The 25682-nt window shown below is 57.9% G+C and carries 28 protein-coding genes and 2 pseudogenes; 16 read left to right on the forward strand and 14 right to left on the reverse strand.

Going from position 1 to position 25682, the window contains the following annotated elements; all coding sequences use genetic code 11:
• Positions 1 to 73 precede the first annotated feature (73 nt).
• Positions 74 to 1138 (forward strand): bifunctional DNA-binding transcriptional regulator/O6-methylguanine-DNA methyltransferase Ada, encoded by a 1065-nt coding sequence (gene ada, locus JFT81_RS02310; RefSeq protein WP_201225950.1) that lies wholly within the window; start codon positions 74 to 76, stop codon positions 1136 to 1138.
• Here the strand turns inward: ada and JFT81_RS02315 are convergent.
• Both JFT81_RS02315 and JFT81_RS02320 read right to left on the reverse strand, forming a co-directional pair.
• A complete protein-coding gene (locus tag JFT81_RS02315; protein ID WP_201225951.1) occupies positions 1135 to 1593 on the reverse strand; it encodes a GyrI-like domain-containing protein in 459 nt (152 codons plus the stop codon). The two genes, ada and JFT81_RS02315, sit on opposite strands and share 4 nt — an antisense overlap.
• A gap of 62 nt (positions 1594 to 1655) precedes the next feature.
• Positions 1656 to 2639, reverse strand: a complete 984-nt coding sequence (locus JFT81_RS02320) for an MDR family oxidoreductase (RefSeq protein WP_201225952.1) — start codon at positions 2637 to 2639, stop codon at positions 1656 to 1658.
• 188 nt (positions 2640 to 2827) lie between these two features.
• Here JFT81_RS02320 and JFT81_RS02325 point away from each other — a divergent pair, with 188 nt between their 5' ends.
• From JFT81_RS02325 to JFT81_RS02370, 10 genes are all read left to right on the forward strand, one after another.
• Positions 2828 to 5278, forward strand: a complete 2451-nt coding sequence (locus JFT81_RS02325; protein ID WP_201225953.1) for an autotransporter — start codon at positions 2828 to 2830, stop codon at positions 5276 to 5278.
• 109 nt (positions 5279 to 5387) lie between these two features.
• On the forward strand, positions 5388 to 6452 hold the full coding sequence (locus JFT81_RS02330) for a nitronate monooxygenase family protein (RefSeq protein WP_201225954.1): 1065 nt from the start codon (positions 5388 to 5390) through the stop codon (positions 6450 to 6452).
• 168 nt (positions 6453 to 6620) lie between these two features.
• Positions 6621 to 7388, forward strand: a complete 768-nt coding sequence (gene modA / locus JFT81_RS02335; protein WP_242485542.1) for a molybdate ABC transporter substrate-binding protein — start codon at positions 6621 to 6623, stop codon at positions 7386 to 7388.
• Positions 7389 to 8069, forward strand: a complete 681-nt coding sequence (gene modB / locus JFT81_RS02340) for a molybdate ABC transporter permease subunit (protein WP_201225955.1) — start codon at positions 7389 to 7391, stop codon at positions 8067 to 8069.
• Positions 8070 to 8072: 3 nt separating this feature from the next.
• Positions 8073 to 9152, forward strand: a complete 1080-nt coding sequence (gene modC / locus JFT81_RS02345; protein WP_201225956.1) for a molybdenum ABC transporter ATP-binding protein — start codon at positions 8073 to 8075, stop codon at positions 9150 to 9152.
• Between the two features lie 72 nt (positions 9153 to 9224).
• On the forward strand, positions 9225 to 10262 hold the full coding sequence (locus JFT81_RS02350) for a DNA topoisomerase IB (protein WP_201225957.1): 1038 nt from the start codon (positions 9225 to 9227) through the stop codon (positions 10260 to 10262).
• Between the two features lie 145 nt (positions 10263 to 10407).
• Positions 10408 to 12045 carry an ATP-binding cassette domain-containing protein gene (locus JFT81_RS02355; protein WP_201225958.1) on the forward strand — a complete coding sequence of 546 codons (1638 nt, stop codon included), beginning with the start codon at positions 10408 to 10410 and terminating at the stop codon, positions 12043 to 12045.
• 71 nt (positions 12046 to 12116) lie between these two features.
• Entirely contained in the window at positions 12117 to 12347 is a 231-nt protein-coding gene (locus JFT81_RS02360; RefSeq protein ID WP_201203845.1) for a hypothetical protein, read from the forward strand.
• A gap of 120 nt (positions 12348 to 12467) precedes the next feature.
• A complete protein-coding gene (locus JFT81_RS02365) occupies positions 12468 to 12698 on the forward strand; it encodes a hypothetical protein (RefSeq protein WP_201225959.1) in 231 nt (76 codons plus the stop codon).
• Positions 12699 to 13243: 545 nt separating this feature from the next.
• Positions 13244 to 13528 (forward strand): hypothetical protein, encoded by a 285-nt coding sequence (locus JFT81_RS02370; protein ID WP_201203847.1) that lies wholly within the window; start codon positions 13244 to 13246, stop codon positions 13526 to 13528.
• Positions 13529 to 13571: 43 nt separating this feature from the next.
• Here JFT81_RS02370 and JFT81_RS02375 read toward each other — a convergent pair whose 3' ends face one another.
• Positions 13572 to 13829 carry a hypothetical protein gene (locus JFT81_RS02375; protein ID WP_201225960.1) on the reverse strand — a complete coding sequence of 86 codons (258 nt, stop codon included), beginning with the start codon at positions 13827 to 13829 and terminating at the stop codon, positions 13572 to 13574.
• 132 nt (positions 13830 to 13961) lie between these two features.
• On the opposite strand from JFT81_RS02375, the gene JFT81_RS29350 reads away from it, so the two are divergent.
• From JFT81_RS29350 to JFT81_RS29565, 3 genes and pseudogenes are all read left to right on the forward strand, one after another.
• On the forward strand, positions 13962 to 14183 hold the full coding sequence (locus tag JFT81_RS29350; protein ID WP_242485543.1) for a hypothetical protein: 222 nt from the start codon (positions 13962 to 13964) through the stop codon (positions 14181 to 14183).
• A complete protein-coding gene (locus tag JFT81_RS02380) occupies positions 14184 to 14429 on the forward strand; it encodes a hypothetical protein (protein WP_201225961.1) in 246 nt (81 codons plus the stop codon).
• Between the two features lie 20 nt (positions 14430 to 14449).
• A pseudogene (locus JFT81_RS29565) lies at positions 14450 to 14563 on the forward strand (integrase); the annotation flags it as partial.
• A 501-nt stretch (positions 14564 to 15064) separates the two neighbouring features.
• Here the strand turns inward: JFT81_RS29565 and JFT81_RS29355 are convergent.
• On the reverse strand, positions 15065 to 15283 hold the full coding sequence (locus tag JFT81_RS29355; RefSeq protein WP_242485544.1) for a hypothetical protein: 219 nt from the start codon (positions 15281 to 15283) through the stop codon (positions 15065 to 15067).
• Positions 15284 to 15413: 130 nt separating this feature from the next.
• Between JFT81_RS29355 and JFT81_RS02385 the strand changes: the two genes are divergently transcribed.
• Positions 15414 to 16139, forward strand: coding sequence for a hypothetical protein (locus JFT81_RS02385; protein ID WP_201225962.1), 726 nt, complete (start codon positions 15414 to 15416; stop codon positions 16137 to 16139).
• Between the two features lie 176 nt (positions 16140 to 16315).
• Here JFT81_RS02385 and JFT81_RS02390 read toward each other — a convergent pair.
• The 4 genes and pseudogenes from JFT81_RS02390 to JFT81_RS02405 form a co-directional block, all read right to left on the reverse strand.
• Positions 16316 to 16543, reverse strand: a pseudogene (locus tag JFT81_RS02390) (helix-turn-helix transcriptional regulator); the annotation flags it as partial.
• A gap of 132 nt (positions 16544 to 16675) precedes the next feature.
• Positions 16676 to 17122 (reverse strand): hypothetical protein, encoded by a 447-nt coding sequence (locus tag JFT81_RS29360; RefSeq protein WP_242485545.1) that lies wholly within the window; start codon positions 17120 to 17122, stop codon positions 16676 to 16678.
• On the reverse strand, positions 17089 to 17595 hold the full coding sequence (locus JFT81_RS02400) for a lysis system i-spanin subunit Rz (RefSeq protein ID WP_201226656.1): 507 nt from the start codon (positions 17593 to 17595) through the stop codon (positions 17089 to 17091). Before JFT81_RS02400 ends, JFT81_RS29360 begins: the two co-directional genes overlap by 34 nt.
• Positions 17595 to 18020, reverse strand: coding sequence for a cell wall hydrolase (locus JFT81_RS02405; RefSeq protein WP_201225963.1), 426 nt, complete (start codon positions 18018 to 18020; stop codon positions 17595 to 17597). The genes JFT81_RS02400 and JFT81_RS02405 overlap by 1 nt, the downstream gene beginning before the upstream one ends.
• 111 nt (positions 18021 to 18131) lie before the next feature.
• Here JFT81_RS02405 and JFT81_RS02410 point away from each other — a divergent pair, with 111 nt between their 5' ends.
• The gene (locus JFT81_RS02410) at positions 18132 to 19307 is read left to right on the forward strand and encodes an acyltransferase (protein ID WP_201225964.1); all 1176 of its coding nucleotides are present in this window, start codon (positions 18132 to 18134) and stop codon (positions 19305 to 19307) included.
• Positions 19308 to 19400: 93 nt separating this feature from the next.
• On the opposite strand, the gene JFT81_RS02415 is transcribed toward JFT81_RS02410, so the two are convergent.
• The 6 genes from JFT81_RS02415 to JFT81_RS02440 are packed head-to-tail and all read right to left on the reverse strand — an operon-like array spanning position 19401 to position 25628.
• A complete protein-coding gene (locus tag JFT81_RS02415; RefSeq protein ID WP_201225965.1) occupies positions 19401 to 19766 on the reverse strand; it encodes a phage tail protein in 366 nt (121 codons plus the stop codon).
• On the reverse strand, positions 19763 to 20086 hold the full coding sequence (locus tag JFT81_RS02420) for a hypothetical protein (protein WP_201225966.1): 324 nt from the start codon (positions 20084 to 20086) through the stop codon (positions 19763 to 19765). Before JFT81_RS02420 ends, JFT81_RS02415 begins: the two co-directional genes overlap by 4 nt.
• A complete protein-coding gene (locus JFT81_RS29365; RefSeq protein ID WP_242485546.1) occupies positions 20086 to 21036 on the reverse strand; it encodes a phage tail protein in 951 nt (316 codons plus the stop codon). The genes JFT81_RS02420 and JFT81_RS29365 overlap by 1 nt, the downstream gene beginning before the upstream one ends.
• Before the next feature lie 24 nt (positions 21037 to 21060).
• Entirely contained in the window at positions 21061 to 21741 is a 681-nt protein-coding gene (locus tag JFT81_RS02430) for a hypothetical protein (protein ID WP_201225967.1), read from the reverse strand.
• Positions 21741 to 22049, reverse strand: coding sequence for a hypothetical protein (locus JFT81_RS02435; protein WP_201226657.1), 309 nt, complete (start codon positions 22047 to 22049; stop codon positions 21741 to 21743). The genes JFT81_RS02430 and JFT81_RS02435 overlap by 1 nt, the downstream gene beginning before the upstream one ends.
• A 15-nt stretch (positions 22050 to 22064) precedes the next feature.
• Positions 22065 to 25628 (reverse strand): phage tail protein, encoded by a 3564-nt coding sequence (locus JFT81_RS02440; RefSeq protein WP_201225968.1) that lies wholly within the window; start codon positions 25626 to 25628, stop codon positions 22065 to 22067.
• Positions 25629 to 25682 lie beyond the last annotated feature (54 nt).

Genomic DNA, 25682 nt, shown 5'->3' on the forward strand with positions numbered 1-25682 from the left:
ACCGCAAGGCCCGGAGTGTTGCGACCCGCGCTGCTGGTTAACCTGAATCAAACAGGCCAACGGACCACCCCTCATGAAAACGCTTTCGACCACCCTCAACATCGAAGACGATCCACGCTGGGCCGCCGTGATTGCGCGGGATCCTCGGGCGGACGGACAGTTTGTCTACGCCGTAAAAACCACCGGCATCTATTGCCGTCCGAGCAGCCTGGCACGCTTGCCGAAACCGCAGAACGTCGAGTTTTTCAACACCGCCGAACAAGCGGAGGCAGCGGGTTACCGGCCGAGCAAGCGCGCCGGCAAGGACCAAAGTGAGGTGGCGGCGCAGCACGCCGCAATCGTGGCAACGGCGTGCCGCCAGATCGAATCTGCCGAGACGTTGCCAGCGCTCAATCAACTGGCGGAAACCGCCCGACTGAGCCCGTTTCACTTCCACCGTATATTCAAAGCCGCCACCGGCCTGACACCCAAAGGCTATGCCGCAGCCCAGCGCTCGCGCAAAGTGCGCGAACGCCTGGCTGACGGTGGCTCCGTGACAGACGCGTTGTATGACGCTGGGTTCAACTCCAACAGCCGCTTCTACGAAGCTGCCGATCAATTGCTGGGCATGAAACCGGGTGACTATCGCGCTGCCGGGCAAAACAACGACATTCGTTTCGCCGTCGGGCAATGCTCGCTCGGGGCTATTCTGGTGGCGCAAAGCGAACGCGGGGTGTGTGCAATTCTGCTGGGTGATGATCCGCATCAACTGGTCTGTGATCTTCAGGATCAGTTCCGTAAAGCCAACCTGATCGGCGCCGATGATGGCTTCGAACAATTGATTGCCAAAGTCGTGGGGTTTGTCGAAGCACCGGCCATTGGCCTGGATTTGCCATTGGATGTCCGCGGCACGGCATTTCAGGAACGCGTGTGGCAGGCGCTGCGGGAAATCCCCGCCGGCAGCACCGCCAGTTACGCCGACATTGCCCAACGCATCGGCGCCCCAACGTCCATGCGTGCCGTAGCCCAGGCTTGCGGAGCCAATCGACTGGCAGTCGCGATCCCCTGCCATCGCGTGGTGCGCAGCGACGGTAATCTTAGTGGCTATCGCTGGGGGGTTGAGCGCAAACGTCAGTTGCTTGAGCGCGAGCTGACTTAGCGGATGCCGATATGGATCGCGACTGACTCGGGACCTGTGTAGGTTTCGAAATCAGTCGCGTAGCGGCGCTGAATCTGCGGGTTTTCCTCGAAGAACGTCCAGACTTTCCCCCAGGTGGCGATTACTGCGTCAGGCAGCGGCCCCTGCGCTTCGAACACCAGATAGTCGCCCGCTTCAATGGTGACTGACTGAAAATCCGCAGAGGCCTCGTCCACCGCGACACCCGCGATGACATCGAAATGCCCGGAGGCATCGGACTCGTAAGCCGAATACACGCCGTAAACCGGAGAATCGGCGCGCTTGCCTTGAATACTCTCGGTAAATCCCTTGCCGAAAAACTCCCCCCACATCGAGCCGATCTTCGCCGTCTCAGGATTGTGTTCCGCCGCATTGGTCGTGCGCACGCTCAGACCGGACACCGTGAACGCATTGATCTGCTGCCGTTTCAAGTCCATCGAAAGTTTCGCTCCCTGCCGATTGAGGGCGCCTGCGTAGCGCCGCAATGGCGCTCACTTTGTCAGCGATTGACGTCGACCACAACCCGTCCGCGCAGCTGTCCGGCAAGCAATTTTGACGCTGCGCCGACGGCTTCGCTCAAGGCGATTTCGTGACTGATCAGTGACAACAGGGCGAAGTCCAGATCCTTGGCCAAACGATCCCAGGCTTGCAAACGACGCGCTTTAGGCTGAGTCACGCTATTAATGCCAGCCAACGTGACGCCGCGCAAAATGAAGGGCGCCACGGAAGCAGGAAAATCCATGCCTTGTGCCAGACCACAGGCGGCGACGGTGCCTTCTGCACGGGTACTCGCGCAGGCATTCGCCAATGTGTGACTGCCGACAGAGTCAATCACCGCCGCCCAACGCTCCTTGGCTAAGGGCTTGCCCGGCTCGGACAACGTGGCGCGGTCAATGATTTCGGCGGCACCCAACTGCGTCAGATACTCATGCTCTGCCACTCGCCCCGTCGACGCCACCACGCGATAGCCGAGTTTACTAAGCAACGCGATCGCAAAGCTGCCGACACCGCCATTGGCGCCCGTAACCAGCACCTCGCCCTGTTCTGGCGTCACGCCATTGCGCTCCAGCGCCAGAATACACAGCATTGCCGTGTAACCCGCGGTGCCGATGGCCATGGCTTGGGCCGCGGTGAAGGCTTTGGGCAACGGGATAAGCCAGTCGCCATTGAGTCGAGCTTTTTGTGCGAGGCCGCCCCAATGCGACTCACCGACGCCCCAACCATTAAGCAGCACTTGATCGCCGACTTTATAGTCGGGATGCGAACTGACTTCGACAGTCCCCGCCAGATCGATCCCCGGTACCATCGGAAACTTGCGCACGACAGGACTGCTGCCGGTAATCGCCAGACCGTCCTTGAAATTCAGCGTGCTGTAAGCAACTCGCACCGTTACATCGCCCTCCGGCAACTGATCTTCGTTGATCCGCTGCAGTTCGGTGCGATAACCGCTGTCGTCTTTGTTGATCACAATGGCGTTGAACATGATGGCCTCGCATGACGGTTTTTCAGAATATCGTGCCTTGAAATACCACATCGCAACACATTGCCACACTCGACTTTGCGCCAATCCGCGAATCGGCCGGGTATTTCCATGGCGGGCGACTATGCTTTTTCGACTGCCGTAAGTTCGCGATTATTCCTCATGAAAACGGCCTGTCGATGGAGCTGACGATGTCTTACCCCCGTGCGTTGTTTGTGATGTTGATGCTGTGTTTTTTGACAGTTGGCAACGCGTGGGCGGCGACCGCCCCGAAGACGGCTGATGCTGCGCCGAGCGAACCGACATGGCCGCAAGTCATCACCAGCGGCAAGTCGAAATTGACGGTGTATCAACCGCAACTCGACAGTTGGGATGGCTACACCTTGAACGCCCGCGCTGCCGTCGAAGCGACCGGCGCCGATGGCAAGTCCACCTTCGGGATTGTTCAATTCAGTGCCCACACCCTGGTCGACAAGGCCACTCGCTGGGTCGCGCTTGACCAGTACCAAATCGTCAAAGCCGATTTCCCGGCAGACGCCAGTCAGTCCGAGACCTGGCTCGCAGCCCTGCAAAAGGATGCTCAAAGCCGCAAGAAAACCATATCGCTGGATCAGCTGGAAGCGGCAGTCGGCGTTCTCTCGGCCGAACAAAAGGCCGACGGCGCGCCCCTGGAAAACACACCGCCGACCATCATTCACTCCGATGTTCCGGCATTGCTGGTATATGTCGACGGCGAAGCAACCTATCGCCCCGTCGAAGGCACCGATTTGCAGCGGGTCATCAACACGCGTCCGCTGCTACTCAAAGATGCACAGGGCAAACACTACCTGCACGTCTTCGATGGCTGGATGGTTGCCGATCAGTTGAACGGTGACTACGCCCGCCTGCCCTCGCCCCCCGCCGATCTGGAGCAAGCCAAACAGATCGCGATCAAGAGCCGGCAAGTCGACCTGCTGACCGGTCAAAGCGATCCGAAAGACAAGGTTCCCAGCCTGGCCAAACCGCCTCAGCCAAAAATTTTCGTCGCCACTACGCCGACCGAGTTGATTGTTACTGACGGTGCAGTGCAATGGTTGCCGATTCAGGGCACCAGCCTGTTGTACGTGAGCAACACCACCGGGCACATTTTCAAGGAAATAGGCGATCAGAACAGTTACGTGCTGATCTCCGGGCGCTGGTTTCGCGCCAGCGACATGAATGGCCCGTGGACGTTTACCCCGGCGGACAAGCTGCCCGCAGACTTTGCCAATATCCCGGACGACAGTCCGAAAGAGAACGTCAAAGCCTCGGTGGCCGGCACCCCGCAGGCCAGGGAAGCCGCCATCGCCGCGACGATTCCACAGACTTCGGCGATCAAGAAAAGCGCGGTGAAGATGACTGCGCCAGAGTTCGATGGCGAACCGCAACTCAAAGCCATCAACAGCACGCCATTGCAATACGTGGTCAACAGCGCCACACCGATTATCCGCGTCGACAACGACAACTGGTACGCGGTTGAAAACGGTATCTGGTTCACCGCCACCACCGTGAACGGCCCATGGAGTGTGGCCAGTTCCGTGCCCGCGGTGATCTACTCGATTCCGCCCAGCTCGCCCATGCATTACCTCACTTACGTCAAAGTCTACGAGTCCAGCGGCGACACCGTGGTGGTCGGTTACACGCCCGGTTACCAGGGTTCGAATCTCGATCCGGCCACCGGCGTCGTGGTTTATGGCACCGGTTATCCGTACTCGCCGTGGGTGGGCAGTGTCTGGTACGGGCCGCCCGTGACTTACGGTTTTGGCGTCGCCATGCGCTACACGCCGTGGACCGGTTGGACATTCGGTTTCGGCTTCGGCTGGAGTTGGGGCGGCAGCACTGCTGCGATGGGGTGGGGCTGGGGCGCGTATCCGTGGTGGGGTAACTACGGCTGGGGTTATGCCTGGGGCCCGCACTTGTATCCTGCGCCACTGGCGTGGGGCGGCGCGGCTTACGGTTATCACGGTGGCGCTGTAGCCTGGGGCCCCGGGGGTTGGGCGGGTACCACCGGCAACATTTACCATCAATGGGGAGACCGCGCCACCGTCAGCCGCTATGGCGCCGGTTACAACGCCTGGACGGGGAATCGTTGGGCCGGTCAGGTCGGCTCTTCCTACAACTCGCGTACCGGGGTTGCCGCTGCCGGGCAACGCGGCGCGGTACACAACGTCTACACCGGTAACTACGCCGCCGGGCGCAGCGGCACGGTGGTCGGCCCGAACGGTGGCGCAATTGCCGGCAGTCAAGTCACCGCAGGCAATGTGCGCAACGGCACGCAAGTGACCGCCAATCGCGGCGCGGTCTACAACCCCAACACTGGCAACACCACGCAATACGGCGGTGTTCGCGGGCGCAACAGCGCTGCTGCGCACGTCGGTGACAACGTTTATGCAGGCCACGACGGCAATGTCTACAAGAAGACCGACAGTGGCTGGCAATCGATGGTCGGGGGCGGCGCGACACGAACTGCCCCCATCAACAACAACGCGCAATTGCAGAACCTCAACCGTGAATCCGCTGCGCGCAATATGGGTAACCAGCGCACCAACAACTTTCACAACTCCTCGCAATTCATGAACCATTCGTTTGGAGGAGGTGGTGGTGGCGGATTTCACCGACGCTGAAAACCTGAACAAGCGGTTCTGAATTTCGAACTGGCTCTGGGTCCGGTTTTGCTGTTAAAAAACCGGCTCTGCCGTCCCTGCCCGTTTTGTTGTTCGGAGAACCGCTGTCATGAGCCAATGGCCAGATACCCGCATTCTTGACCTTCTCGGCATTGAGTTGCCGATCATCCAGGCCCCGATGGCCGGTGCGACAAACTCATCCATGGTAATCGCCGTGTGCAACGCCGGAGGCCTGGGCTCGATGCCTGCGGCGATGTTGAGTATCGAGCAATTGCGCGAAGCACTGCAGACCATTCGCCAACACACCGCCACCCCCTTCAACGTGAATTTCTTCTGTCATCAGCCTCCAGCGGCGGATGAACAACGGGCGCGTGACTGGAAAAATTTGCTCGAACCTTATTACCAGGAACTTGGCGTTGATTTTGATGCGCCGACACCGGTGTCCAACCGCGCCCCGTTCGACGCAGCGGCGTGCGAAGTGTTGGAAGAGTTTCGCCCAGAGGTGGTGAGCTTCCACTTCGGCCTGCCGGAGCAATCTTTGCTGGATCGGGTCAAGGCCACAGGGGCGAAAATTCTCTCTTCCGCCACCACCGTTGAGGAAGCCGTGTGGCTGGAACAGCGCGGCTGTGATGCGATCATCGCCATGGGTTACGAAGCTGGTGGCCATCGCGGGATGTTTCTCAGCGATGATCTGTGTAGCCAGGTCGGCACTTTTGCCTTGGTCCCGCAAGTGGTCGATGCGGTGAGCGTGCCGGTGATTGCTGCCGGCGCAATTGCCGATGCTCGCGGCGTTGCAGCAGCCTTTATGCTGGGAGCATCGGCGGTGCAAGTCGGTACTGCCTATTTGTTTACCCCGGAAGCGAAAGTCAGCGCCGCGCATCATCAGGCTCTGCGGTCTGCCAAAGAAAGCGAGACCGCCGTCACCAATCTTTTTACCGGACGCCCGGCTCGCGGTATTCTCAACCGCGTCATGCGCGAGCTGGGTCCGATGTCGGCCAATGCTCCAGCTTTTCCACTGGCCGGCGGTGCGTTGATGCCATTGCGTGCCTTGCGTGAGGCTGAATTCGCCAATCTTTGGGCGGGTCAGGCACTCACTCTCGGTAGAGACGTCGGCAGTGCCGAGTTGACGCGGCAATTGGCCGAGGGGGCCCTCGCGAAACTGAATCGAGGTTAAGTTCCAGTAGGGTGGGAATTCAAACACCCCGCGCTGTTTTTGCAGAGCTCTTCCTGTTTAGCGGCATTTCGCTATATATTCCACTATATAGCGATTCACCCCTCGCATCGGCGCAGTCCATCCCCAATAACAACTGCCCACTGCACCCGCCAACAACGGAGCTGTTACATGACCATTCGTGCCTCACGTTTTGCCCCAACCTGCCTGGCTTCCCTGCTCGCGGTATTCGCCATTGGCGCCGCTCAGGCTGATGAAGTGCAGGTGGCAGTTGCCGCTAACTTCACCGCGCCGATCCAGGCGATCGCTGCCGATTTCGAAAAAGACACCGGGCACAAACTGGTCGCTGCTTACGGCGCCACAGGCCAGTTCTATACCCAGATAAAAAACGGCGCGCCGTTCGAAGTATTCCTCTCGGCTGACGACACCACTCCGGAAAAACTCGAAAAGGAAGGCGACACCGTCAAGGGTTCGCGCTTCACCTACGCCATCGGCACCCTGGCACTGTGGTCGGCGAAAGAAGGTTATGTCGATTCGAAAGGCGAAGTGCTGAAAAAGAACGAGTACCAGCACTTGTCTATCGCCAACCCGAAAGCCGCGCCTTACGGCCTGGCCGCGACACAAGTACTGGCAAAACTGAACCTGACCGAAGCCACCAAAGCCAAGATCGTTGAAGGCCAGAACATTACCCAGGCGTACCAGTTTGTTTCCACCGGCAATGCCGAGCTGGGCTTCGTGGCCTTGTCGCAGATCTTCAAGGACGGCAAAGTCACCAGCGGTTCGGCGTGGATCGTGCCAGCCAGCATGCATGACCCGATCAAACAGGACGCAGTCATCCTCAACAAAGGCAAAGACAACGCCGCCGCCAAGGCACTGGTTGAATACCTCAAAGGCCCGAAAGCTGCTGCGGTGATCAAGTCTTACGGCTACCAGCTCTAAATGTCGCTGACGAGTGCCGATTTCGCCGCAATCTGGCTGACCCTTAAACTGGCGTCCCTGACCACCGCGATCCTGCTGGTTGTCGGCACTCCGATTGCCCTGTGGTTGTCGCGTACCCGCTCATGGTTGCGCGGCCCGATCGGGGCGATCGTCGCCCTGCCCCTTGTGCTGCCCCCCACCGTCATCGGTTTTTATCTGCTGTTGATGATGGGGCCGCACGGTTTTCTCGGCCAATTCACGCAATGGCTGGGGCTGGGCACCCTCACGTTCAGCTTCACCGGCCTGGTGATTGGTTCGGTGATCTATTCCATGCCCTTCGTGGTGCAACCGTTGCAAAACGCGTTCTCGGCGATTGGCACCCGCCCACTGGAGGTGGCCGCAACGTTGCGCGCCAACCCATGGGACACTTTTTTCAGTGTGATTCTGCCGCTGGCGCGCCCCGGATTCGTCACAGCGGCGATCCTTGGCTTCGCACATACCGTCGGCGAATTCGGTGTCGTGCTGATGATCGGTGGCAACATTCCCGACAAGACTCGCGTGGTATCGGTGCAGATTTACGATCATGTCGAAGCGATGGAGTACTCCCAGGCGCATTGGCTGGCCGGCGCGATGCTGGTGTTTTCGTTCCTGGTGCTGCTGGCTCTGTACTCCAGCCGCAAGACCCGCGCAGGCTGGAGCTGATCGATGATTGATGCACGTCTGAAACTCGCTTACTCCGGCTTCGATCTCGATGTCGATCTACATGTGCCCGGCCGTGGCGTCACCGCGCTGTTCGGCCACTCCGGTTCCGGCAAAACCACATGCCTGCGCTGTATCGCCGGGCTCGAACGCGCCGAGCAAGGCTTCGTGCAGATCAACGACGAAGTCTGGCAGGACAGCGACAACGGCATTTTTGTCCCTCCGCATAAGCGTGCATTGGGTTACGTGTTTCAAGAAGCCAGTTTGTTTCCTCATCTGTCGGTATTGGCCAACCTGCAATTCGGCCTCAAGCGCATCGCCAAGTCCCAGCGCCGGGTCGATATGGCGCAAGCCACCGAGTTGCTCGGCATCGGCCATTTGCTCGAGCGCCATCCGCAACATCTGTCCGGCGGCGAGCGCCAGCGTGTCGGCATCGCCCGCGCCCTGCTGACCAGCCCGAAGCTGTTGTTGATGGACGAACCGCTGGCAGCCCTGGACAGTCAGCGTAAAAACGAAATCCTGCCTTACTTGCAACGCCTGCATGACGAACTGGATATTCCGTTGCTGTACGTCAGCCACGCGCAGGACGAAGTGGCACGTCTGGCCGATCATCTGGTGTTGCTCAGCGAAGGCAAAGCCTTGGCCAGCGGCCCGATCGGCGAAACTCTGGCGCGTCTGGACTTGCCGATGGCGATGGGCGACGACGCGGGCGTGATCATCGAAGGTCAGGTCAGCGCCTACGACCCAGACTATCAACTGCTGAGCCTGCAACTGCCGGCCACCGAGATGAACATCCGCGTGACGCACGCACCGATGACAGTGGGCCAGGCGCTGCGCTGCAAGGTGCAAGCGCGGGACATCAGTCTGACGCTGCAACACAACGAATTCAGCAGCATCCTCAATCGTCTGCCGGTCACGGTGGTCAGCGAACAGGCGGCGGACAACAGCGCCCACGTGCTGATCCGCCTCGATGCTGGCGGTACGCCGTTGCTGGCGCGGATCACGCGCTTCTCCCGAGATCAGTTGGGCGTGTATCCCGGCCAGCAACTGTGGGCACAGATCAAAGCCGTCGCGGTGCTCGCGTAAATCATTCGGCACGACGGCAACGGCGTGCGGTCAATCGTTTAACAGACCGCCGCGCCACCGAAGGAAGCCGCCATGCCCGACACTGCGCTGACCGACGCACTGCCCTCCGACCTGCACTATGTCGATGACACGCAGCCCGGTATCACGCGCAAAAAACTGCGCGGCAAATTCAGTTATTTCGAGCCGTCCGGCCAGCGCATCACCGAACCGGACGAAATCAAACGCATCAACGCCCTCGCCGTGCCCCCGGCCTACACAGACGTATGGATCTGCACCGACCCGCGCGGCCACCTTCAAGCCACCGGCCGTGATGCCCGTGGCCGCAAGCAGTATCGCTATCACTCACGCTGGCGCGAAGTGCGCGATGCCGACAAGTATTCCCGTCTGCGCGAGTTCGGGCTGGCGTTACCGAAACTGCGCAAGCAGCTGGAAGCGTTGCTGGCCGCACCCGGTTTCAGTCGCGACAAGGTCATGGCCACGGTAATCACCCTGCTCGACGCCACCCTGATTCGCGTCGGCAATACTCAGTACGCGCGAGATAATCGCTCTTACGGCCTGACCACTTTGCGCAGCCGCCATGTTGAAGTGAACGGTAGCGCGATCCTGTTCCAGTTTCGCGGCAAGAGCGGCATCGAACACCAGATCACCGTCAAGGATCGACGTCTGGCGCGCATCATCAAACGTTGCCTGGAGATTCCCGGGCAAAACCTGTTTCAGTATCTGGATGAAAACGGCGAGCGACACACTGTCAGCTCATCGGACGTCAACGCTTACCTGCAAACCCTGACCGGCGCCGACTTCACCGCCAAGGACTACCGCACCTGGGCCGGTAGCGCCCTGGCATTGTCGGTATTGCGCGAACTGCAATGGGCGTCGGAAACCGAAGCCAAGCGGCACGTGGTGGAAATGGTGAAAGGCGTTGCCAAACAACTGGGCAACACGCCTGCGGTGTGCCGCAAGTGCTACATCCACCCAGCGGTCGTCGAAAAATTCATGCTCGGCGCCCTCGCCGAATTGCCACGACCGCGTGTGCGCAAAGGCTTGCGCGCCGAAGAGGTGGCGCTGGCAATGTTTCTCGAACGAATGAGCGAGATGACAGACTCGCCTTGATCGACTGCGCATCGTCGTCTAGGCTAGCCACCTCTCCCTCCTCAGGACGACCGCAGAAGTGAACAACCCGGCCTTCTAAAAATGTAATCGCGACACGCCTTGAACGGCGCTTGTCAGTTTTCACGACATTTTTCTGGAGGTGCCGATGACTCACGTCTCGCGTACGCCCGCACTCGTTTCCCTGAATCAATTGGTTTTTCAATTCGATAATGGCGAGACGATTTTCGACGCACTGAATCTCAAATTCGATCATCTGCCGACCGCCATCGTCGGGCGCAACGGTGTCGGCAAAAGCGTGCTCGCACGCCTGATTGCCGGACAACTGCTGCCCACCGCCGGCACTGTGGTAAATGCGGTGCCTGTGCTTTATGTCCCGCAAGTGTTCGTCGCCACATCCGGGCAGACGGTGGCCGAGGCAACCGGCACAGCGCCGGTACTCGCGGCACTCGAACGGCTGCATCGCGGTCAGGTCACTGGCGACGATTTCGACATCATTGGCGACCAATGGGATCTTGCGGAGCGCCTGCGTCAGCGCCTCGACGAAGCCGGGCTCAACGACATTATTGCGGCGGATTTGACGGAAAACCTCAGCGGCGGTCAGCAAGCCCGGATCGCCCTGATTGGCGCACTGTTGAGACAGGCTCAATTGCTGATACTCGATGAACCGACCAATCATCTGGACAGCGCAGGCAGGCAATGGCTATTGAGCAGCCTCAAGCAATGGCGCGGTGGCCTGATTGTGGTCAGCCATGATCGGCAGTTGCTGGAACACATGCAAAAGATCGTGGAACTGACGCCGCTGGGCGCGACAGTGTTTAGCGGCAGCTATGCGGATTTCGTCGAGCAGCGCCGACGCCAGCAAGCGGCGGCTCAGGCGCAGCTCGATCAAGCCCGCGCTGAGCGCCAGCGTGAACGCACACGACTGCAACGTGAGCACGATACGATCCAGCGCCACGCCGCCGGTAGTCGGCGCAACGCGCAAACGGCTAACGTAGCCAGCTTCGAGCGCACGGCCATGAAAGCCGCCGCTAGGGAAATCATGGGTCACGTAAAGGCCGGTCATCAGGCGCGCAAGTCCGATCTGGACGAGCGCGTTCGTGAGGCGTACGCGAAGGTCCTGCCTGATGATGGTGTGCTTATCAATCTCTCGGGAAGTGTCGTTCCGAATGGCCGCCAAGTGTGCACATTGATGGATGCCGTTTTGCCGTGGCTGCCATTCGATGCACCGCCGACCCACGTGAACCTGAACCTCCATGGGCCGATGCGCGTTGCCATCAGCGGCCCGAACGGCTGCGGCAAATCGACCTTGCTTAAAATGCTCGCCACAAAACGGTTACCGGTGAGCGGTGTGTGCAATACCTATGTGCCATTCGCCTTTCTCGATCAGCAATTGAAGATACTTGATGATCAAACCAGCATTGTCGAACAGTTGCAGGCGCAGCAGACGCAGCTGGACGAGGGTACTTTGCGCAGTTACCTGGCACACCTGCAATTGAACGCACAGCGGGCTACCCAGCCCTGCGCCTCACTCAGCGGCGGTGAACGCTTGAAAGCTGCGCTGGCCTTGGCCCTATGGCGCCAGATACCGGCGCAACTGCTGTTGCTTGACGAACCCACCAATCATCTTGATCTGCCGTCCATTCAAGCATTTGAACGAGCGTTACAGACCTTTCCCGGCGCGATTGTCGCGGTTTCTCACGACCATGCGTTTCTCCGGGCTTTAAATCCCACCCACTGCCTGACGTGGCACCCCGAGGGCTGGCAGTGGCAACCGACGAGCTGAACTGTGTATTTTTTGCACGATCGTCAGGGACTTCTATAGTTGATCTGACACGAATCAACTGCGGTGACGCCATGGAAGACATATTCGTCGTGAAGCGTTGCAACAAGATCATCATTCACGGTCGACGCGCCGGAGATAGCCAGCATGATCCTGCCGAAGCGAAAAGCTGGTTCCGCATCCGCGACACGCGCACCGACGGTTTCATCGGCGATGGCTATGACGCGCAAGACGACGCCGAGCGCGAATGCAAGCGCCTCAACGCAGCCAGTTCACCCTTACCAGCCCGCCAGTTCTCCGGCTGATGCCGATCATAAGCGGGTCTATACTGAAACCAGCTGAGGGAGCAGCGCCCCAACGGCAAAAGGCTCGCACTCGCGGGCTTTTTGCTGCCGCTCAGCGGTTTCATCGAACGGAGGTGTTCCATGTCCGAAAAAGAGTCCATCACCACCCTCCTCACCCTTCTCGACGTCCGGCAGGCGCGCCTTGCGGCCGCTTGCAAAGAGATCGCCGACTGGGTTGATCATCAAGGCGGGCACCCGACCGCCCTGCGCATTCGCGATCGCCTGAACGACATCGAGAAAGATACACCGCTGATTCGCAACACACTGTCAGCGCTCAAACCTGTCGATAGGCCGCTACCGCGCTTCAGGTAATTTAACGGCCTCTGGATCAAGATCAAAAGATCGCAGCCTGCGGCAGTTCCTACAGGGGATCAAGAGACCCGGCTGAATGTGCAACCATTGTGGTGAGGGGATTTATCCCCGTTCGGCTGTGCAGCAGTCGTAAACCCGATGCACAGAGTGTGTTTGATGTACCGGGTTCTAAGGTTTTGGGGCTGCTTCGCAACCCAGCGGGGATAAATTCCCTCGCCACAGGGTGAGGCTTGGGGTTTGGCGGAAGCTGGCGGCCAGGCGATTCCAGCTTAGGGAGCCATCATCTCGCAGCATTTGTCACGGGGCGAAGAGCGGCGACTGTAGCGTCACCGAGAGACGTCTTGAGCGGCTTTTGTATTCCTCGCGCGGCAACCTGGTTCTTTTCACATAACCATCACATCTGCGCGCCTACAGTGAACCCACTCCTTTTGATATCCCCTTAACACCCGCCCGCATGCGGGTGTTTTTTTGTTGGTCGTTTACGTTGCCGAACACTGTGGCCTGTCAGTTGTCATAACTGTTACACGTCACGAAGGAGACTGTTCATGGTTATCCATTTCAACGTCGACGGGCATTTGGCCTGTGGCCATAAAGGCCAAAACCTCAGCGCCAGTCGCGAACTCAATCGCGTGAAATGCCGCAGTTGCCGTAACACTGATGCCTACAAAGAGGCGAGAAAAGAACAACGTAACGCCGCTCGCCGCGTCACTCGACAGGCGAAAGCCACGCACCACGCCGTTAACTGGCGTGCTGAGTGGACTGACCGGTTGACCGCAATGGCAGGCCTGCAACGCTTGCCACGGGGCTTTGCCCATCAATCTTTCGTTTAGAACTGCGTAAAAAATGGGCCGATCAACATCGGCCCATTACGCATCAGTTATTGCCCTGAACGTCTTTAACTGTTTTCAGAGCCCTGTTCGTCAAATCAATACACTTCTGCGTATCCCCTGCCTTTTGCGCGGCCTCGGCATCCTTGCGCGCTTGTTGAATTTCACCCAATGCAGGCTGCCCCATGACTGCCGTCTGTTTGAGATCGTGTAGTTTCTGTAGATTGATCGCGCACAAATCGTTTGCGGCGAAAAGTGGCGTGGCGACAACGAAAGATGCGATTAAGAGAACTAAGCGCTTCATAGTGAAACCCACCTGCTGGACTTGGGAATTTCACTATAGATGCAGATCGGAAAGTGCGACGGCCAGTCTGGATGCCCGCCATGTTGATGAGGTGAAGGTGGGCCGGATAACGCGTGATAAAGAGGAGCATGCATGACGCAGTGGCGAAACCAAAGCTTCTGGACCAAGGTAGCGGGCTATGCCTGGCTGGCGCTTTTAATCTTAATGATTCCCGACGGTTCAAATCTAAGCTTACCGGGCGGAGGCTCATCCAATCGCAAGCGGGTCTTTAGCCCTGGCTTCGTTGTTCTCTGCGTTTTCGTGGCTATGTTTGAACTGATAGCGCTACACCACTTCTATGGGAAGAGCGGCTAGATGACAGATCTTATACAAGGACTCGACGGCCCCAGGACAGCACAGCAGGAACTGTTTTACGACCTTGAGGATGCGACCGCCGTTGTCGGCTGGGCAGTGGCCCAATTGACCAACATGGCCGGCCGCGGCAAGTCCCCAGATGAGGCCATTGAGCTTATGAAGATCTCCGCTCTACTGAAGGACCAGCAAGACAAGATTCGCCGCTACGCTGACGAGGTAAAGGCGGGAACGATTGTGCGAACGTAATTTAATAAAATCACTTCGTGGCACGTGCTGGCCCCGACAAGGCTGAATCAAGCGGCGACATCATGCGGGGCAAGGATCAACTTGGGCATACCACCGTGGTGATGACCAAGTACATTCGCGATCGCAAGGGTAAAAACTCATGCCCACAAAGTGAATGGCGGGACAAGGTCAAAATAGCGGACCAGAAACAAACAAGGGTTTGCATCAGCTTTCGCCCGCAAACCCTTGATTTTAGATGGTGCCCGAAGCCGGAATCGAACCGGCACGCCCTTACGAGCGGGGGATTTTAAGTCCTAGGAGAAAACCAAGCGGGCTGAGGCTTTCAGCCTGTTTTCCGGGTCGCAATTACTCTCTAAACACCCATGTTTCGCCCAATGTTTTCGGATATTGAAAATTCATTGCGACCCGAAATTCTCTATCAAATTGGCGGCATCCCGGAGGTGATCGCTGCTATTTCGTCTTCCAGCATCATGCCTGTTTTGCATAATCCAACTCGCGGCGTTCCGCCGACAGATCAACCCCCCCCCTGCTACTCTGGTTTCGTTCAAAGAGGAAACCAAAAATGCCCAACTCCGACCTGCTCCCTTCCCGGCTCTTCAAGATCAACGAAAACCAGCTCGCCCTCGAAGGCGCCTCTACAATTGGCGTAACCGTGTAATCGCGTCGGTGATTGCTTTCGCATTTGTGTCCAGGGTTTCCATGGCCACGATTGCGTTCTCCGCAACAATTTCTACGCCACTCTCTGAAAGCCATTTCGTGACCTCCTCTATCGCAGCCCCTAGCGCATGCTGGTTATGCAGAAGCAATGTCAGTGCATCCGCTGTAGCAATGTTGGAGTCTGAGTTATTTGGCATGGAAGTCATCCTTGAGGTCAGGTGGCGCTAGCCTAGTCACTTTCCTACATTTCGTCGCCTCCTCCTCGTCTGCTCGCCGCACCTATATTACTGTACATAAATACAGCATTTGTACAGCGAACCTTGCTCCATGAATTTCGACCAAGCGAAAACCCTCCGGCTCAAGCAATGGCGCGCCACACTCGACGACCAGGGCTTCCGTATGCAAAACCCTGAAGGCCACCGGGAAACACTCCATGAGATGGCAGCAGCTCTCCATCGCGAAGGACTGATTGATCAGCTTGAGCGGTTCGACATGGGCGAAATGGCAGACGCCGCGTACTGGCATGCAGTTGAGGAGTTGCAGAACTCGCCGGGCCAGTACCGCGGAGCGTCGACCTATGACGTCGTGCGGATCGACAACGGAGAGTTGCTGGGCACGATCAGCCGCTCAATCTTCTACTTTGCAACTACCGAGCCGCGCTGCGCATTATCTTCCTATGACGGCAAGGTTTACTCGGGCCCAGAGGGGATACACCTGAATCTGGGGCTTTCCCGAAATGTCGGCAAGGTCACAGGGCTGATTTTGGAGATGCACGGGCGGCGGTACCAATTGATCGAGACGCAGCGGATGATCCGCGGAATCTGCCACACCCCCATCGACGACCCGGAAGCTTACCGAGCACTGGTTGATGCGGCTCAGATTACCCAGGAGGACCGGGATCTGCGCGTCTTTGAAAAAGTGCGCCCTCACATCGAGTTGGCGGCCTTTTGCATCTGCCCCACCTGCCGTGATTGCTTTGGTGAGCGCGACGATTGTTCGACCTGCGCCGGACAAGGGTTCGTCAAAAAGCTGATCCCAACTGCCCTCACTTGAAAGCTCAACAATGGAAGCGGATGCCAATTGGCCCCCACCGTTAAATTTCAGCCAAAGAAAAGCCCGCGAAGGAGCACGCGGGCTAAAGGTGTTGCAGGACAAATTCAACTATAGCCAACCCTTTCAAGGTCGCACTAATTTTTCATTGAGTCATTCGAAACTGTTGGCGCAGTGTTTCCTGTTATGACGTAAAGAATATCCACACCAACCTTCGCAATTTCAGCAAGGTAGTCTGCTTTTGGAATCCGAAGACTACGCTCGTATTTGTATTGCGCATCCGTCTTCACCCCGCCGATTGAGCCGAAATCTTGCTGGCTCATATTGAGTCTCACACGCTCTTGGCGAAGCCGATCGCCGAGCGTAACGGCTGTATCAGGGCTTACTGAAAAGCGACCATCCGTCATCTTGGCATCCTTTTTTTTCTGAGGCTTTTGGGATGCTATCAACTTCTCTCTGGGCAGAAAACAGGCTGCTGCCAGCGGCTCTACGCTGACAGAACCATGAGATGAACGAGCGTTTTGGTCAAGCGCCCCGGTTCATGAGCTACGCGACAGCGTTTTCAGCCGCTCCACCAGCGCAGCTTCAAAAATGATGTACAGCCTTTCAGCATCACCGGAGCGCAAAGCCCCGCCGGTTTCCAGACCAAGCACGAAGCCATCAGCCCGTGCCCCCGCCTTCACAGCGATGATCATCGAATCCGCCCGGACAATCTGCGCCAGCAGCCGATCTGCTTCTCGCTGCATCTTTTCGCTCAGCACCACGCCTTCCACGTCAGCCCCCATTACATTCACTACGACATCCAATAAATGACTGCAACAACCACTGAAACCCAGATAACCGTCATCACGATTGAGTAGCCAGCCAGTTGTTTGTCCATTCCACCAGTCATCCAGTTCGAAACTGAATAATGGTTCACGACTGGCAGCATCGCAAGAATGACTTGGAGCAATCAGTGCTGCAGGTTCCTCAAATAGTCCTGACAAGCCTGTAGCGCGATCAATCCCCGGTCACCTTCACCGGTAATGGCGATAATTCGTTGAGCATGCGCTGGGTCAAGTCGGGCTCGTACGGCTGCATGATCCACGCCGCCGGCGCCGGAGGTGGCTGGCACGTCGCAGCCTTTAGCAACGTCGGTTGCGTCGAGGAGGACTGACAAGCGGACATCAGCAGTAGCAAGGCGATCGCGCAGGCGATCTTGGTCACGTTGAGCATCAGTCATTTTCCTGAAGTGGGTTTGCTCGCTGGCTGCCAAGCGCTGCTCGAGCGCCAGACGTTTGTCCTGCTCGGCCTGCTGAGCGGTGGCGGCGGCCTGGGTCAGTTGATTGAGGGATTCGGCGTGCAGTTGCTCCTGCTCGGCGACTTGGCGGCCATAGCGCCAGTCTTGAAACTGCCAGGCACTACCGGCACCGATCAGCACCAGCGCCAGCGCTCCGATCAAGCGCCACGGTGCGGTAATCACGGCACGTCCTTGAAGAAGACGTGCCCACCCAGCCTCAGCGTCTGCTTTGCCTTCGCTGCCCACGCCGGCGGCGTCTTCATGCTGAGCGCGTAATAGTGCGTCGCGCCACCAGCTGGATCTGACACTTTGCCGTCGATAACCTGGTCAGCCGCGATTCGACATTGCGCCAGCTCGCGGAGCGGGATCTGCTTCACACCAATCAGGAACTGATAGTTCGGGTCGGTCTTGTTCCAGCAACTGAACTGGTATGGCTTCTGGCAGACACCGGCATACCCCTCACCCCACCATGACTTCTCCTTGCCATCGAACACGCGGTTGCGGACGGTCCATGCAACGGCTATTTGGCCGGCCGTTCCTTCTCCGCGCGCTTCGCCCCAAATCGTACGGGCGAGGATGTCGCGATCTTTATCGGTTGCAGTCATCACTTTTCTCCAGGCAAAAAAATACCCGCTCGATGGCGGGCTTGAAAATTCAGATTAAGGGCAGCGTGCTACCATCAGCGCTCAAATAACGCTGGATGGAAAGTTGCGGAAATGAATCGAGACACGTCTTACTTGAACGGCATCCGGGCCTTCGCGGCTTTTTGGGTTGTTACCGGACACTGTTTCATTTGGGGCGGTTCATGGTTGGAAATGTCGGTTCCTGCGCCAAAGATCGCTGTTGACCTCTTTATGGTGTTGTCCGGATTCCTGATGGCCTACACCGTTCAAAACCGTGAAACGAGTGAGCCAATGTCCAGCCCTGCCAATTGGTTGCGTTTTTACGTCCGCCGTTATTTTCGACTGGCCCCTGCGTATTACCTCTGCCTGTTCCTGGTAGTCGTATTGGCCCCGATTTATCTTGGCGGATACACGCACTTACGCGAACTGAACCCAGCCCTCTGGCAAGGTGACTGGGTCTACGATCCAGCAAGAACAAATTACACGATTGGCAATTTGCTCCTTCATGTCTCGTTTCTATTCGGCCTGTTCCCCACTTACTCTTTCTCGACGTTTTTGCCGGATTGGAGTCTCAGCCTGGAGATGCAGTTCTACATTGTATTTCCATTTATCTATCTCGCGATGAAGCGGTTCGGGGCTGGCAAAACAGCGGTCGTGCTTGCACTCCTTTCCTACGGGTTCATGTGGGTGTTTAACCAAGCGGTAGTAGCTGGCAAAGCAAATGCCTTTTTTGAGCCTTCAATGCTGTTTTTCAAGCTGCCGATCTTTCTCGCTGGCGTGCTGATTTACCGGGCGGCATCAACTGCAACCACATCGAATTGGCATCGACTTGCTTACGTTCTACTTGCCTTGCTGATGTGCGCGAAGCTTGAGGATATCTACCACGGCCAAGTAATTTACCTCGTTGCGCTGATTGCATTAATGTCTGTCATGGCCATACCGTACCGTCCTGTTGCGCGCCACCTGACCGGCCTCGAAACACTATGTCGCACCAGGATCGTCACATTCATGTCGGATGTTTCATACTCGGTCTACCTGTTCCATGGCCTGTTCCTAGCGATTGTTGGCTCGCAAATTGGCATGGCGGCAAAAGCTGCCGGTCTGCCTCTTATTGTTGGCACACTTGCGATCTGGCTGGCCGTAATCGTACTAACCTATGCATTCAGTTATCTCGTATTTCGCTTTGTTGAGCTGCCCGGAATTTCGCTTGGAAAATCGATAATTGATCGATTTAACACCGCGAAAGTTTCCATAGCGGATAGTCGATAGGTAACTAAAGAAGCCTTACATCGGGTTCAGCTGAGTGAGCGTATGGCATCCGGACAGAGGGTCTCAACAGCGAGTTTGGGCGTTCAGTCAAGGTCAGCTCGCAAAGGCTTCTCCAAGTAAAGGCGCGGCGATGATCTCAGGAGTCGCGGGCTCCGTGGGCCATACGGGCGCCTCGTACCACGTAGGCTGCACCGTGACCTTTCCCAGTGCGAACTTGTACGTTTTCCACGCCTTCAGGTTGAGCAGCAATGCGGCCTGTTCGGCTTCGTCCTCTACGGTTGCCTCGCCGATATCGATGCCGAAACCGATCGTATCGATACGGTCTTGAATGCGGGCGATTTGAGTGATCGCTTTAACATTGCGCGTCGCGAGATCGGCCTTGGCCGCGCTCAATTGAGCAGCCTGAATCGCTGCATCCTTCATCGCCTTGGTGACGAGCTGGCTCCAGTCAATATTCATTGCTGCAATTCCTCTACAGGCTCTGGTAACGGTTTCGGAAATGCGACTGGGCCGTCGGCGACATCGAGCAGAGGCAACGGAAAGGCCTGTTCAGGACTGAAATTTTCAGGAATCGGCAAGATCAACGTGAGTTCGAGCTCCTTATTGATATTCTCGACCTTATCGAAAAACCATTCTGAATTAATCGCCGAGGCTGGCAATGTATCGCCGTCCGCGATCGGTGAAAAGTCGAAGTCTTCGCCATTCACGGTCAATACGTTTCCAGACTTGAGCACGACCAAAGACTGATCGCGTCTTTGAGGTGAAAGGATAATCTTCATTAAAACCATCTCCCTATAGCGATTCGCGAAAGCCTTGCACCTGTAAGCGTTTTCGCAACTTCTGCAAACGGGTAACAAGCTGGCCATGCGGTGGCACTGGCCGCACCAGCAGGGCCGCTCCACGAAGCTCCTGTACCTTCGAAAAATTGAATAGTGGCTGGCGTGCTTACGAATGCCACCGCGTAAGCAACAGAGGGGGCTGGGGATGCAAAAAATATGTAGCCTGACGCGCCGGTGATGGCGACGCTAGCGAACGTGTCTACTCTCCAGCAAATTTGCGTGCCATCGGCATAACGAACAAATTCGCCATTCGCGTTGCTGCCCCTTTCCACTATCGCCCCTGTCGGCACCCCTCCAGATTGCGATACCGTCCCAACGATCGCGGCGACAGCGGCTGATCCGAGACCTAGACCTGTTCGGGCGGCGGCTTGAGTTTTTCCGCCTGTCCCTCCCATGGAAACAGGAACAGCAGTAGTTAAGGCTGTGAGTGAAGTTATGTCATTATTTGCACCGGATTTGGCGGCGCCAAGTGTGGCTCGAGCAGCTGCCGCATCAGCGTCATTCAATAAGCCTTCAATGAAAACAGACAGATCCGTAATACCAGTGCCGCCCTTGCTTGGCGGCAGGATTTCGTAATTGCCGGTGGTGCCGAGAGCCGCCAGCTTTTCGCCGTAGTCATTGAGGATCGCGCGCACCTGATCAGACAGGTCCTTCTGATAGCCCTGCACCGGCATGATCGAGTAAAAGCTACCGGTAGCTGTAGGGCCTTCGTAATTCGGAGAGATCGACAGAGCGGTGTTGCTGGCGATGTTGGTCACCTCGTACCAGCGACCGTCCGGCCCGCGGAAACCATCGCCGACACGGCTATTAGCAATGAAAGCGGTGCCAGTACCGATCACCGCATTGGAATTTTGGGTGACAGAAACCGTTCCTGATTTATACCAGGGCATGGCGGCATCCTATAAAGAGAGAAGTTAGACGGCTTGCTTGGCGAAAACCGCTGGGAGGAAGAAGTTGAACGGGTTGTTGGCGGCAACAGTTACGGCGTAGAGCGTGCCGGTGGAAAAATCCCAAGTGCAATAGAGCTGTCGGGGAATCGCGCCACCCGAAACCATTTTCATGCCGAAGTTGTTGATCAACATAAACTCGTTTTGCGGGAAGTTGAACGGCACTGAATAGTAGTTTCGGTACAGCCCCTGATCGGTTAGGTCGGATTTCACGTACGTCCAGTTTTGGAAGGCGCGTGTGAAAGTGGCGTTGGGTGTTCCTGAGTCGAAAAGCATTTTGCCTGTGCCATCCCAGAGCCGCATGCCGTACTGAGCCACTGCTTGCGCGGCAAAAGCTCCGACGAAATAGCGGCCATTAGGCTGGGCGGCTGCGGCGCTATACGCCCGAACATAGAACCCAGTCCAGTTTCCCGCCGAGCCGATCAGGCTCATGTTGCTCAGGCCGGCAATCCCCGCGACGGTGTCGGGCCTCACGAATACGAGTGGCGGCTCCTGCGATGTCGCTGCCCTTGCAAAGTAGGTCGTTGACCCCATTCCCCCCTCTTCCGTCGGAGCGTATCGGCCGCTGGCAATTACCATCAGCCTGGCAAACTCCGAGTCGATGGTGACCACGTTGCTGTTATTGGTGAACTCGAGTCCGAAGGACATTAATTGAACCTCATGACGATCAGTCGCATCGTCCCTGACGCAGCGTAGCTCGCGGCATAACCCCTAGTGTGGTTGTAAACCCGGGCTACGTTGTCGACGAGCTCGGTTTCAAACTGCTGCTGAAGGTCAGTGTAAGGACCGACGGGCACGACGATGGCACAGCCATTTCCAGGCCCGACGCCCGGCACCGAAAAGTCCTGATTGGTCTTCGCAGCATTGCTGAAGGTAACGAGTGTCGAGAGCACCACTCTGATCGTGAAGGAGTTTTCATCGACCTGGAGCACGCCATCGGCACCCCAGATCCGCATTCCATGTGCCATTGATCACCCCAGATAGCCAAGACGGACACGCAGCACGCCGTTAGCGTCGTACACGGAGACGTTCAGCGAGTTGATCACCAGCCGTCCCTGTCCGGGCACGATGCCATTGATCTCCAGCGTTCCGTCTTTATTGAGAATCCAGCCTTGCTGGCCGGCGATGTAGTTGGTGGAGCTGATGTAGCTGCCGATCTTGGCGTTGGTGATCGTGCCGTCAGCGATGAACGCCGAGTTCATAAACACCTGCCCACCCTGCACCGCAAAAGGAACCGAGATGGCCCCGCCTGCAATGGTGTTGACGATGGCAAACCGGTCAGCGCTGACCAGGAACTGGCTTTGCAGACCAGCACCTGTGTTCTCGATCCCTAGCCCGATACCCGCTGCGACATATTGTCCATTCGCCGTGACCTGCATCTTCACTGACCACATGGTGCTCAGCTTGCCGGCGGTGTCCGCGTAGGCCGAAGATGTCTGCTGAATAGCCGCAGAGTTGTCGCCTACAGACACATTTAACTGTTCAATCTTCGTGGCTGTAGCCGACTCATTGGTAGCCACCACCTCTTCAAGCTCGGTGATGTTCGCCGCGTTCTCGCCGATCCTTGCGTCAAAGGTCGTTACGCGCCGTGCCATCGCTTCATTCTCAGAGGCGCGCACCTTTGACTCGGAAGCGATCGCGGCCGTACTGGTATGGCTTTTGATCGCGTCGGCCAGATCGCCAGCCCCGTCATCGTCTCGAGAGGAGGCGCGAAGAGCCTCGAACGCTGTTGCCTGCGCCGTCACTACTCCGTCGAGCTCGGTAATCTCGGCGGTGTTGGTCGCCACCTGCTGAGCCAGGCCATTTGCCGTTTCCACGGTCTGGCCAACGTCGAGCCAGTAGGCAGGGTTCGGCGGTGGCGTATCGAGCGGTACCGGGCCGGTGGCCTGGTAGATGCGCTTGCCCACCACTACAAGGTCGTACTCCTCGTAGGTCGCTTCCGGGTCGTAACCCTTCAGCCCGTCGAGTGCATCGATCTGCGCCTGCAAGCCAGGAATCTTGTCGATTTCGTCGAGGATGTCCTTGCCCAATTCGGTGCGGCCGATTTCGCCGGCGATCATTTCCAGAATCGCAGCAGCGTCAGAGCTCGACTGCCCCTGCACGCCCATGCCGATAGGGTACCAAGGCCCGATGTTGCCGATCTTGTCGACGATCCGCCCCCAGAAGTAGAACGTCACGCCGGCGCGCAGGCCGAGCATGGAGAAGTCGCTCTGCGGGTAAGCCAGGTCGGTCAGTTTTGTGGCTGCATCCAGTTGAGTCGTCGGCCCGTACCAGATTTCAGTGCGCTGGCTATCCTCTGCACCTGGTGGGAAACCCCACTTCAGGTAGATACCGAAGAGCAGCGGCGTAGCTGTCAGGTAGCTGAGTGCCGGCGGTAGGCCCTGCTTGCCCTTGAGGTTGGTCAGAATCGAGTTGCGCCAGATCGACGTGATATCGAATGCACTCACTGCGCGCACCCGGGCCACGTAGGCTCCTGCGTAGATGCCGACCACGTCGACGTTGGTCATGCCGGTGCGCTGCAGCTTGATCCAGTTTCCGCTGTCCTTGCGCCATTCGATGTCATAGCCGACGGCGCCGGGCACGGCTGGCCAACTGATGGTCATCGTGGCCACGGCCAGGCCCTGAACGATCGCCGACGTCGAAACGACGGTCACGCTCGCCGGCGCCGGCACAACGGTGATCGGGATCACGCTGATGGGCCGCTCCTCCAAGCGAGCGCCGGTGTCGATGTAGGCGAACTTGCTCGGCTCGTATTGCAGCGCGCTGATCTCGAAATCGCCCTCGGTCGTGCGCCTGGTGCGCAGCACACGGTACAGCGGAATGGCGAGGTCATCGGCGTCGAGCGCCCATTGCAGTTGCGCGATCGGCGGCTCGCTGTAGTTGGTGGTGACGGTGACAGCGCGGCCATTTACGCTCTGCACGGTGCGGCCCTCTGCACGTCCGCCCGGCAAGTTGATGATCAGGCGATCACCAGCCTTAGCCTGTGTGTCGCGATCGAGGGTCACTACGCGACCGGACGCTGACGAGATTCGCCCACCCACCTCGCGGCCCGCCAGCAGCGAATCCGCCACCGGGATGATATGCCCCGGCAGCGGAATGACGCCTTCCATTCCGGTCTTGAACGACACAGTGCGATCTTGGTTGTTGCTCAGGATCGCCCACTTGCCGCGGCGTTGGGCCTCGGATGCGCGAGTGCAGCCAATGGCACTCAGCTCGGTCGGCCGGTCGCCGTAACGGCGCTGCAATTCCAGATCGGCGAAAGGGATAACGTCGGTGTCGTAGTTGTTCGCCGGGTTGTCGTAACTGACCAGTGCCCGGGTGAACCGCGTCTTCGCCGAAGCGCTTCCGTAGGAGAATTTCCCGTCGATGACGTTGGCGCGGGTGAAGACATAATCGAAGTCTTGCGCGCGCGGCATGTCGGCCTGCATCACCAACTGGCCTTGTGCCCAGTACGTCATGCCTCGGTAAATGCCGGCGATATCACGCAGCAGCGACCAGGCATCCGCCTTGCCTTGCAGGTTCATGTCGCAGAGGAATCGCGGCTCGACGCCGCCAAGACCGTTCGGCACCAGCTGGTCGCAGTACTGCGCGATGCGGTAAAGCTCCCACTTGTCGACCATGAATGGCTTGATACGCTTGCCCAGGCCGAACCGGTCTTCGGTGCACACGCCGTAGGTGATCCACGCCGGGTTGTTCGTCCACGCAGATTTCATCGAGCCATCCCACGTGCCGGTGTAGGTGCGCAAGATCGGGTCGTAGTTGCTTGGCACCATCCAGCGGCGCGCTTTGCACTTCACAGTCACGGCCGGAATGTTGGTGAACTGCTCGGCGTCGAACTCAATGTAAAGCAGCGCGGTGTTCGGGTAGCGCAGCTTGGCGTCGATCACTTCGGTGTAACCGGCGACCAGCATCGTGTCGGCGATTTTGTTGCTGTTCTGGTTTGGCGTCAGGCGGCGGACGCGGATCTGCCAACCTGTAGTGGCGTCCGGCAAGTCGATTCGGCGCGAACGCTCGTAGCGGGTCGTGGTTTTGCCATCGACAGCGTCCACCAGCACCTGCTGATAAGCGCCGCCGTCAGTGGCTACATCGATCGCGTACTCGATGCGGTAACCACCGATATTCCCTTCGTCATCAGCGCGCTGCAGGGCTGGCCACGCCAGGCGCATGCGTACCGCCGATAGTTGAATGTTAGTGATCGAGCGGACCCAAGCCGAATCGCTGCGCAGTTCGACGTTCAGTGAGGTCTCGTTCTCGACTGCCGGGATGCCCGGAATGTAGCTCTGATTTACCGAGCCTGAACGCCAATCCCACCGAACATTTGGGAAGTTGTAGTTTCCGCTGGCATCACGGATCGGCGTGTTGTCCAGGTAGATGTCGTATTCGGTCGGAACGCTGTCGAACTCGCCCTCGCCCACCGCAATGAGCAGCTTTGCCAAGTTGGTCGAGCGCAGGCTGTCGCTGGCTTCGACCGGCGACTTCGGCTTGCTGCTGCCGCCCTTCTCGCCGTGGATCTCGATCTGTGCTGCTGCGCCCATGCTTTCCTCCAGGCATAAAAAAACCGCCTCGCGGGCGGTTGGTGTGCTGCTGTT

It is taken from the genome of Pseudomonas sp. TH43, from assembly GCF_016650635.1.
Classification (GTDB): domain Bacteria; phylum Pseudomonadota; class Gammaproteobacteria; order Pseudomonadales; family Pseudomonadaceae; genus Aquipseudomonas.

Bases quoted from the DNA above. Each gene is read 5' to 3' on its own strand.
- ada (WP_201225950.1), top strand. From the start codon at position 74: ATGAAAACGCTTTCGACCACCCTCAACATCGAAGACGATCCACGCTGG.
- JFT81_RS02315 (WP_201225951.1), bottom strand. From the start codon at position 1,593: ATGGACTTGAAACGGCAGCAGATCAATGCGTTCACGGTGTCCGGTCTG.
- JFT81_RS02320 (WP_201225952.1), bottom strand. From the start codon at position 2,639: ATGTTCAACGCCATTGTGATCAACAAAGACGACAGCGGTTATCGCACC.
- JFT81_RS02325 (WP_201225953.1), top strand. From the start codon at position 2,828: ATGTCTTACCCCCGTGCGTTGTTTGTGATGTTGATGCTGTGTTTTTTG.
- JFT81_RS02330 (WP_201225954.1), top strand. From the start codon at position 5,388: ATGAGCCAATGGCCAGATACCCGCATTCTTGACCTTCTCGGCATTGAG.
- modA (WP_242485542.1), top strand. From the start codon at position 6,621: ATGACCATTCGTGCCTCACGTTTTGCCCCAACCTGCCTGGCTTCCCTG.
- modB (WP_201225955.1), top strand. From the start codon at position 7,389: ATGTCGCTGACGAGTGCCGATTTCGCCGCAATCTGGCTGACCCTTAAA.
- modC (WP_201225956.1), top strand. From the start codon at position 8,073: ATGATTGATGCACGTCTGAAACTCGCTTACTCCGGCTTCGATCTCGAT.
- JFT81_RS02350 (WP_201225957.1), top strand. From the start codon at position 9,225: ATGCCCGACACTGCGCTGACCGACGCACTGCCCTCCGACCTGCACTAT.
- JFT81_RS02355 (WP_201225958.1), top strand. From the start codon at position 10,408: ATGACTCACGTCTCGCGTACGCCCGCACTCGTTTCCCTGAATCAATTG.
- JFT81_RS02360 (WP_201203845.1), top strand. From the start codon at position 12,117: ATGGAAGACATATTCGTCGTGAAGCGTTGCAACAAGATCATCATTCAC.
- JFT81_RS02365 (WP_201225959.1), top strand. From the start codon at position 12,468: ATGTCCGAAAAAGAGTCCATCACCACCCTCCTCACCCTTCTCGACGTC.
- JFT81_RS02370 (WP_201203847.1), top strand. From the start codon at position 13,244: ATGGTTATCCATTTCAACGTCGACGGGCATTTGGCCTGTGGCCATAAA.
- JFT81_RS02375 (WP_201225960.1), bottom strand. From the start codon at position 13,829: ATGAAGCGCTTAGTTCTCTTAATCGCATCTTTCGTTGTCGCCACGCCA.
- JFT81_RS29350 (WP_242485543.1), top strand. From the start codon at position 13,962: ATGACGCAGTGGCGAAACCAAAGCTTCTGGACCAAGGTAGCGGGCTAT.
- JFT81_RS02380 (WP_201225961.1), top strand. From the start codon at position 14,184: ATGACAGATCTTATACAAGGACTCGACGGCCCCAGGACAGCACAGCAG.
- JFT81_RS29355 (WP_242485544.1), bottom strand. From the start codon at position 15,283: ATGCCAAATAACTCAGACTCCAACATTGCTACAGCGGATGCACTGACA.
- JFT81_RS02385 (WP_201225962.1), top strand. From the start codon at position 15,414: ATGAATTTCGACCAAGCGAAAACCCTCCGGCTCAAGCAATGGCGCGCC.
- JFT81_RS02405 (WP_201225963.1), bottom strand. From the start codon at position 18,020: ATGACTGCAACCGATAAAGATCGCGACATCCTCGCCCGTACGATTTGG.
- JFT81_RS02410 (WP_201225964.1), top strand. From the start codon at position 18,132: ATGAATCGAGACACGTCTTACTTGAACGGCATCCGGGCCTTCGCGGCT.
- JFT81_RS02415 (WP_201225965.1), bottom strand. From the start codon at position 19,766: ATGAATATTGACTGGAGCCAGCTCGTCACCAAGGCGATGAAGGATGCA.
- JFT81_RS02420 (WP_201225966.1), bottom strand. From the start codon at position 20,086: ATGAAGATTATCCTTTCACCTCAAAGACGCGATCAGTCTTTGGTCGTG.
- JFT81_RS29365 (WP_242485546.1), bottom strand. From the start codon at position 21,036: ATGCCCTGGTATAAATCAGGAACGGTTTCTGTCACCCAAAATTCCAAT.
- JFT81_RS02430 (WP_201225967.1), bottom strand. From the start codon at position 21,741: ATGTCCTTCGGACTCGAGTTCACCAATAACAGCAACGTGGTCACCATC.
- JFT81_RS02435 (WP_201226657.1), bottom strand. From the start codon at position 22,049: ATGCGGATCTGGGGTGCCGATGGCGTGCTCCAGGTCGATGAAAACTCC.
- JFT81_RS02440 (WP_201225968.1), bottom strand. From the start codon at position 25,628: ATGGGCGCAGCAGCACAGATCGAGATCCACGGCGAGAAGGGCGGCAGC.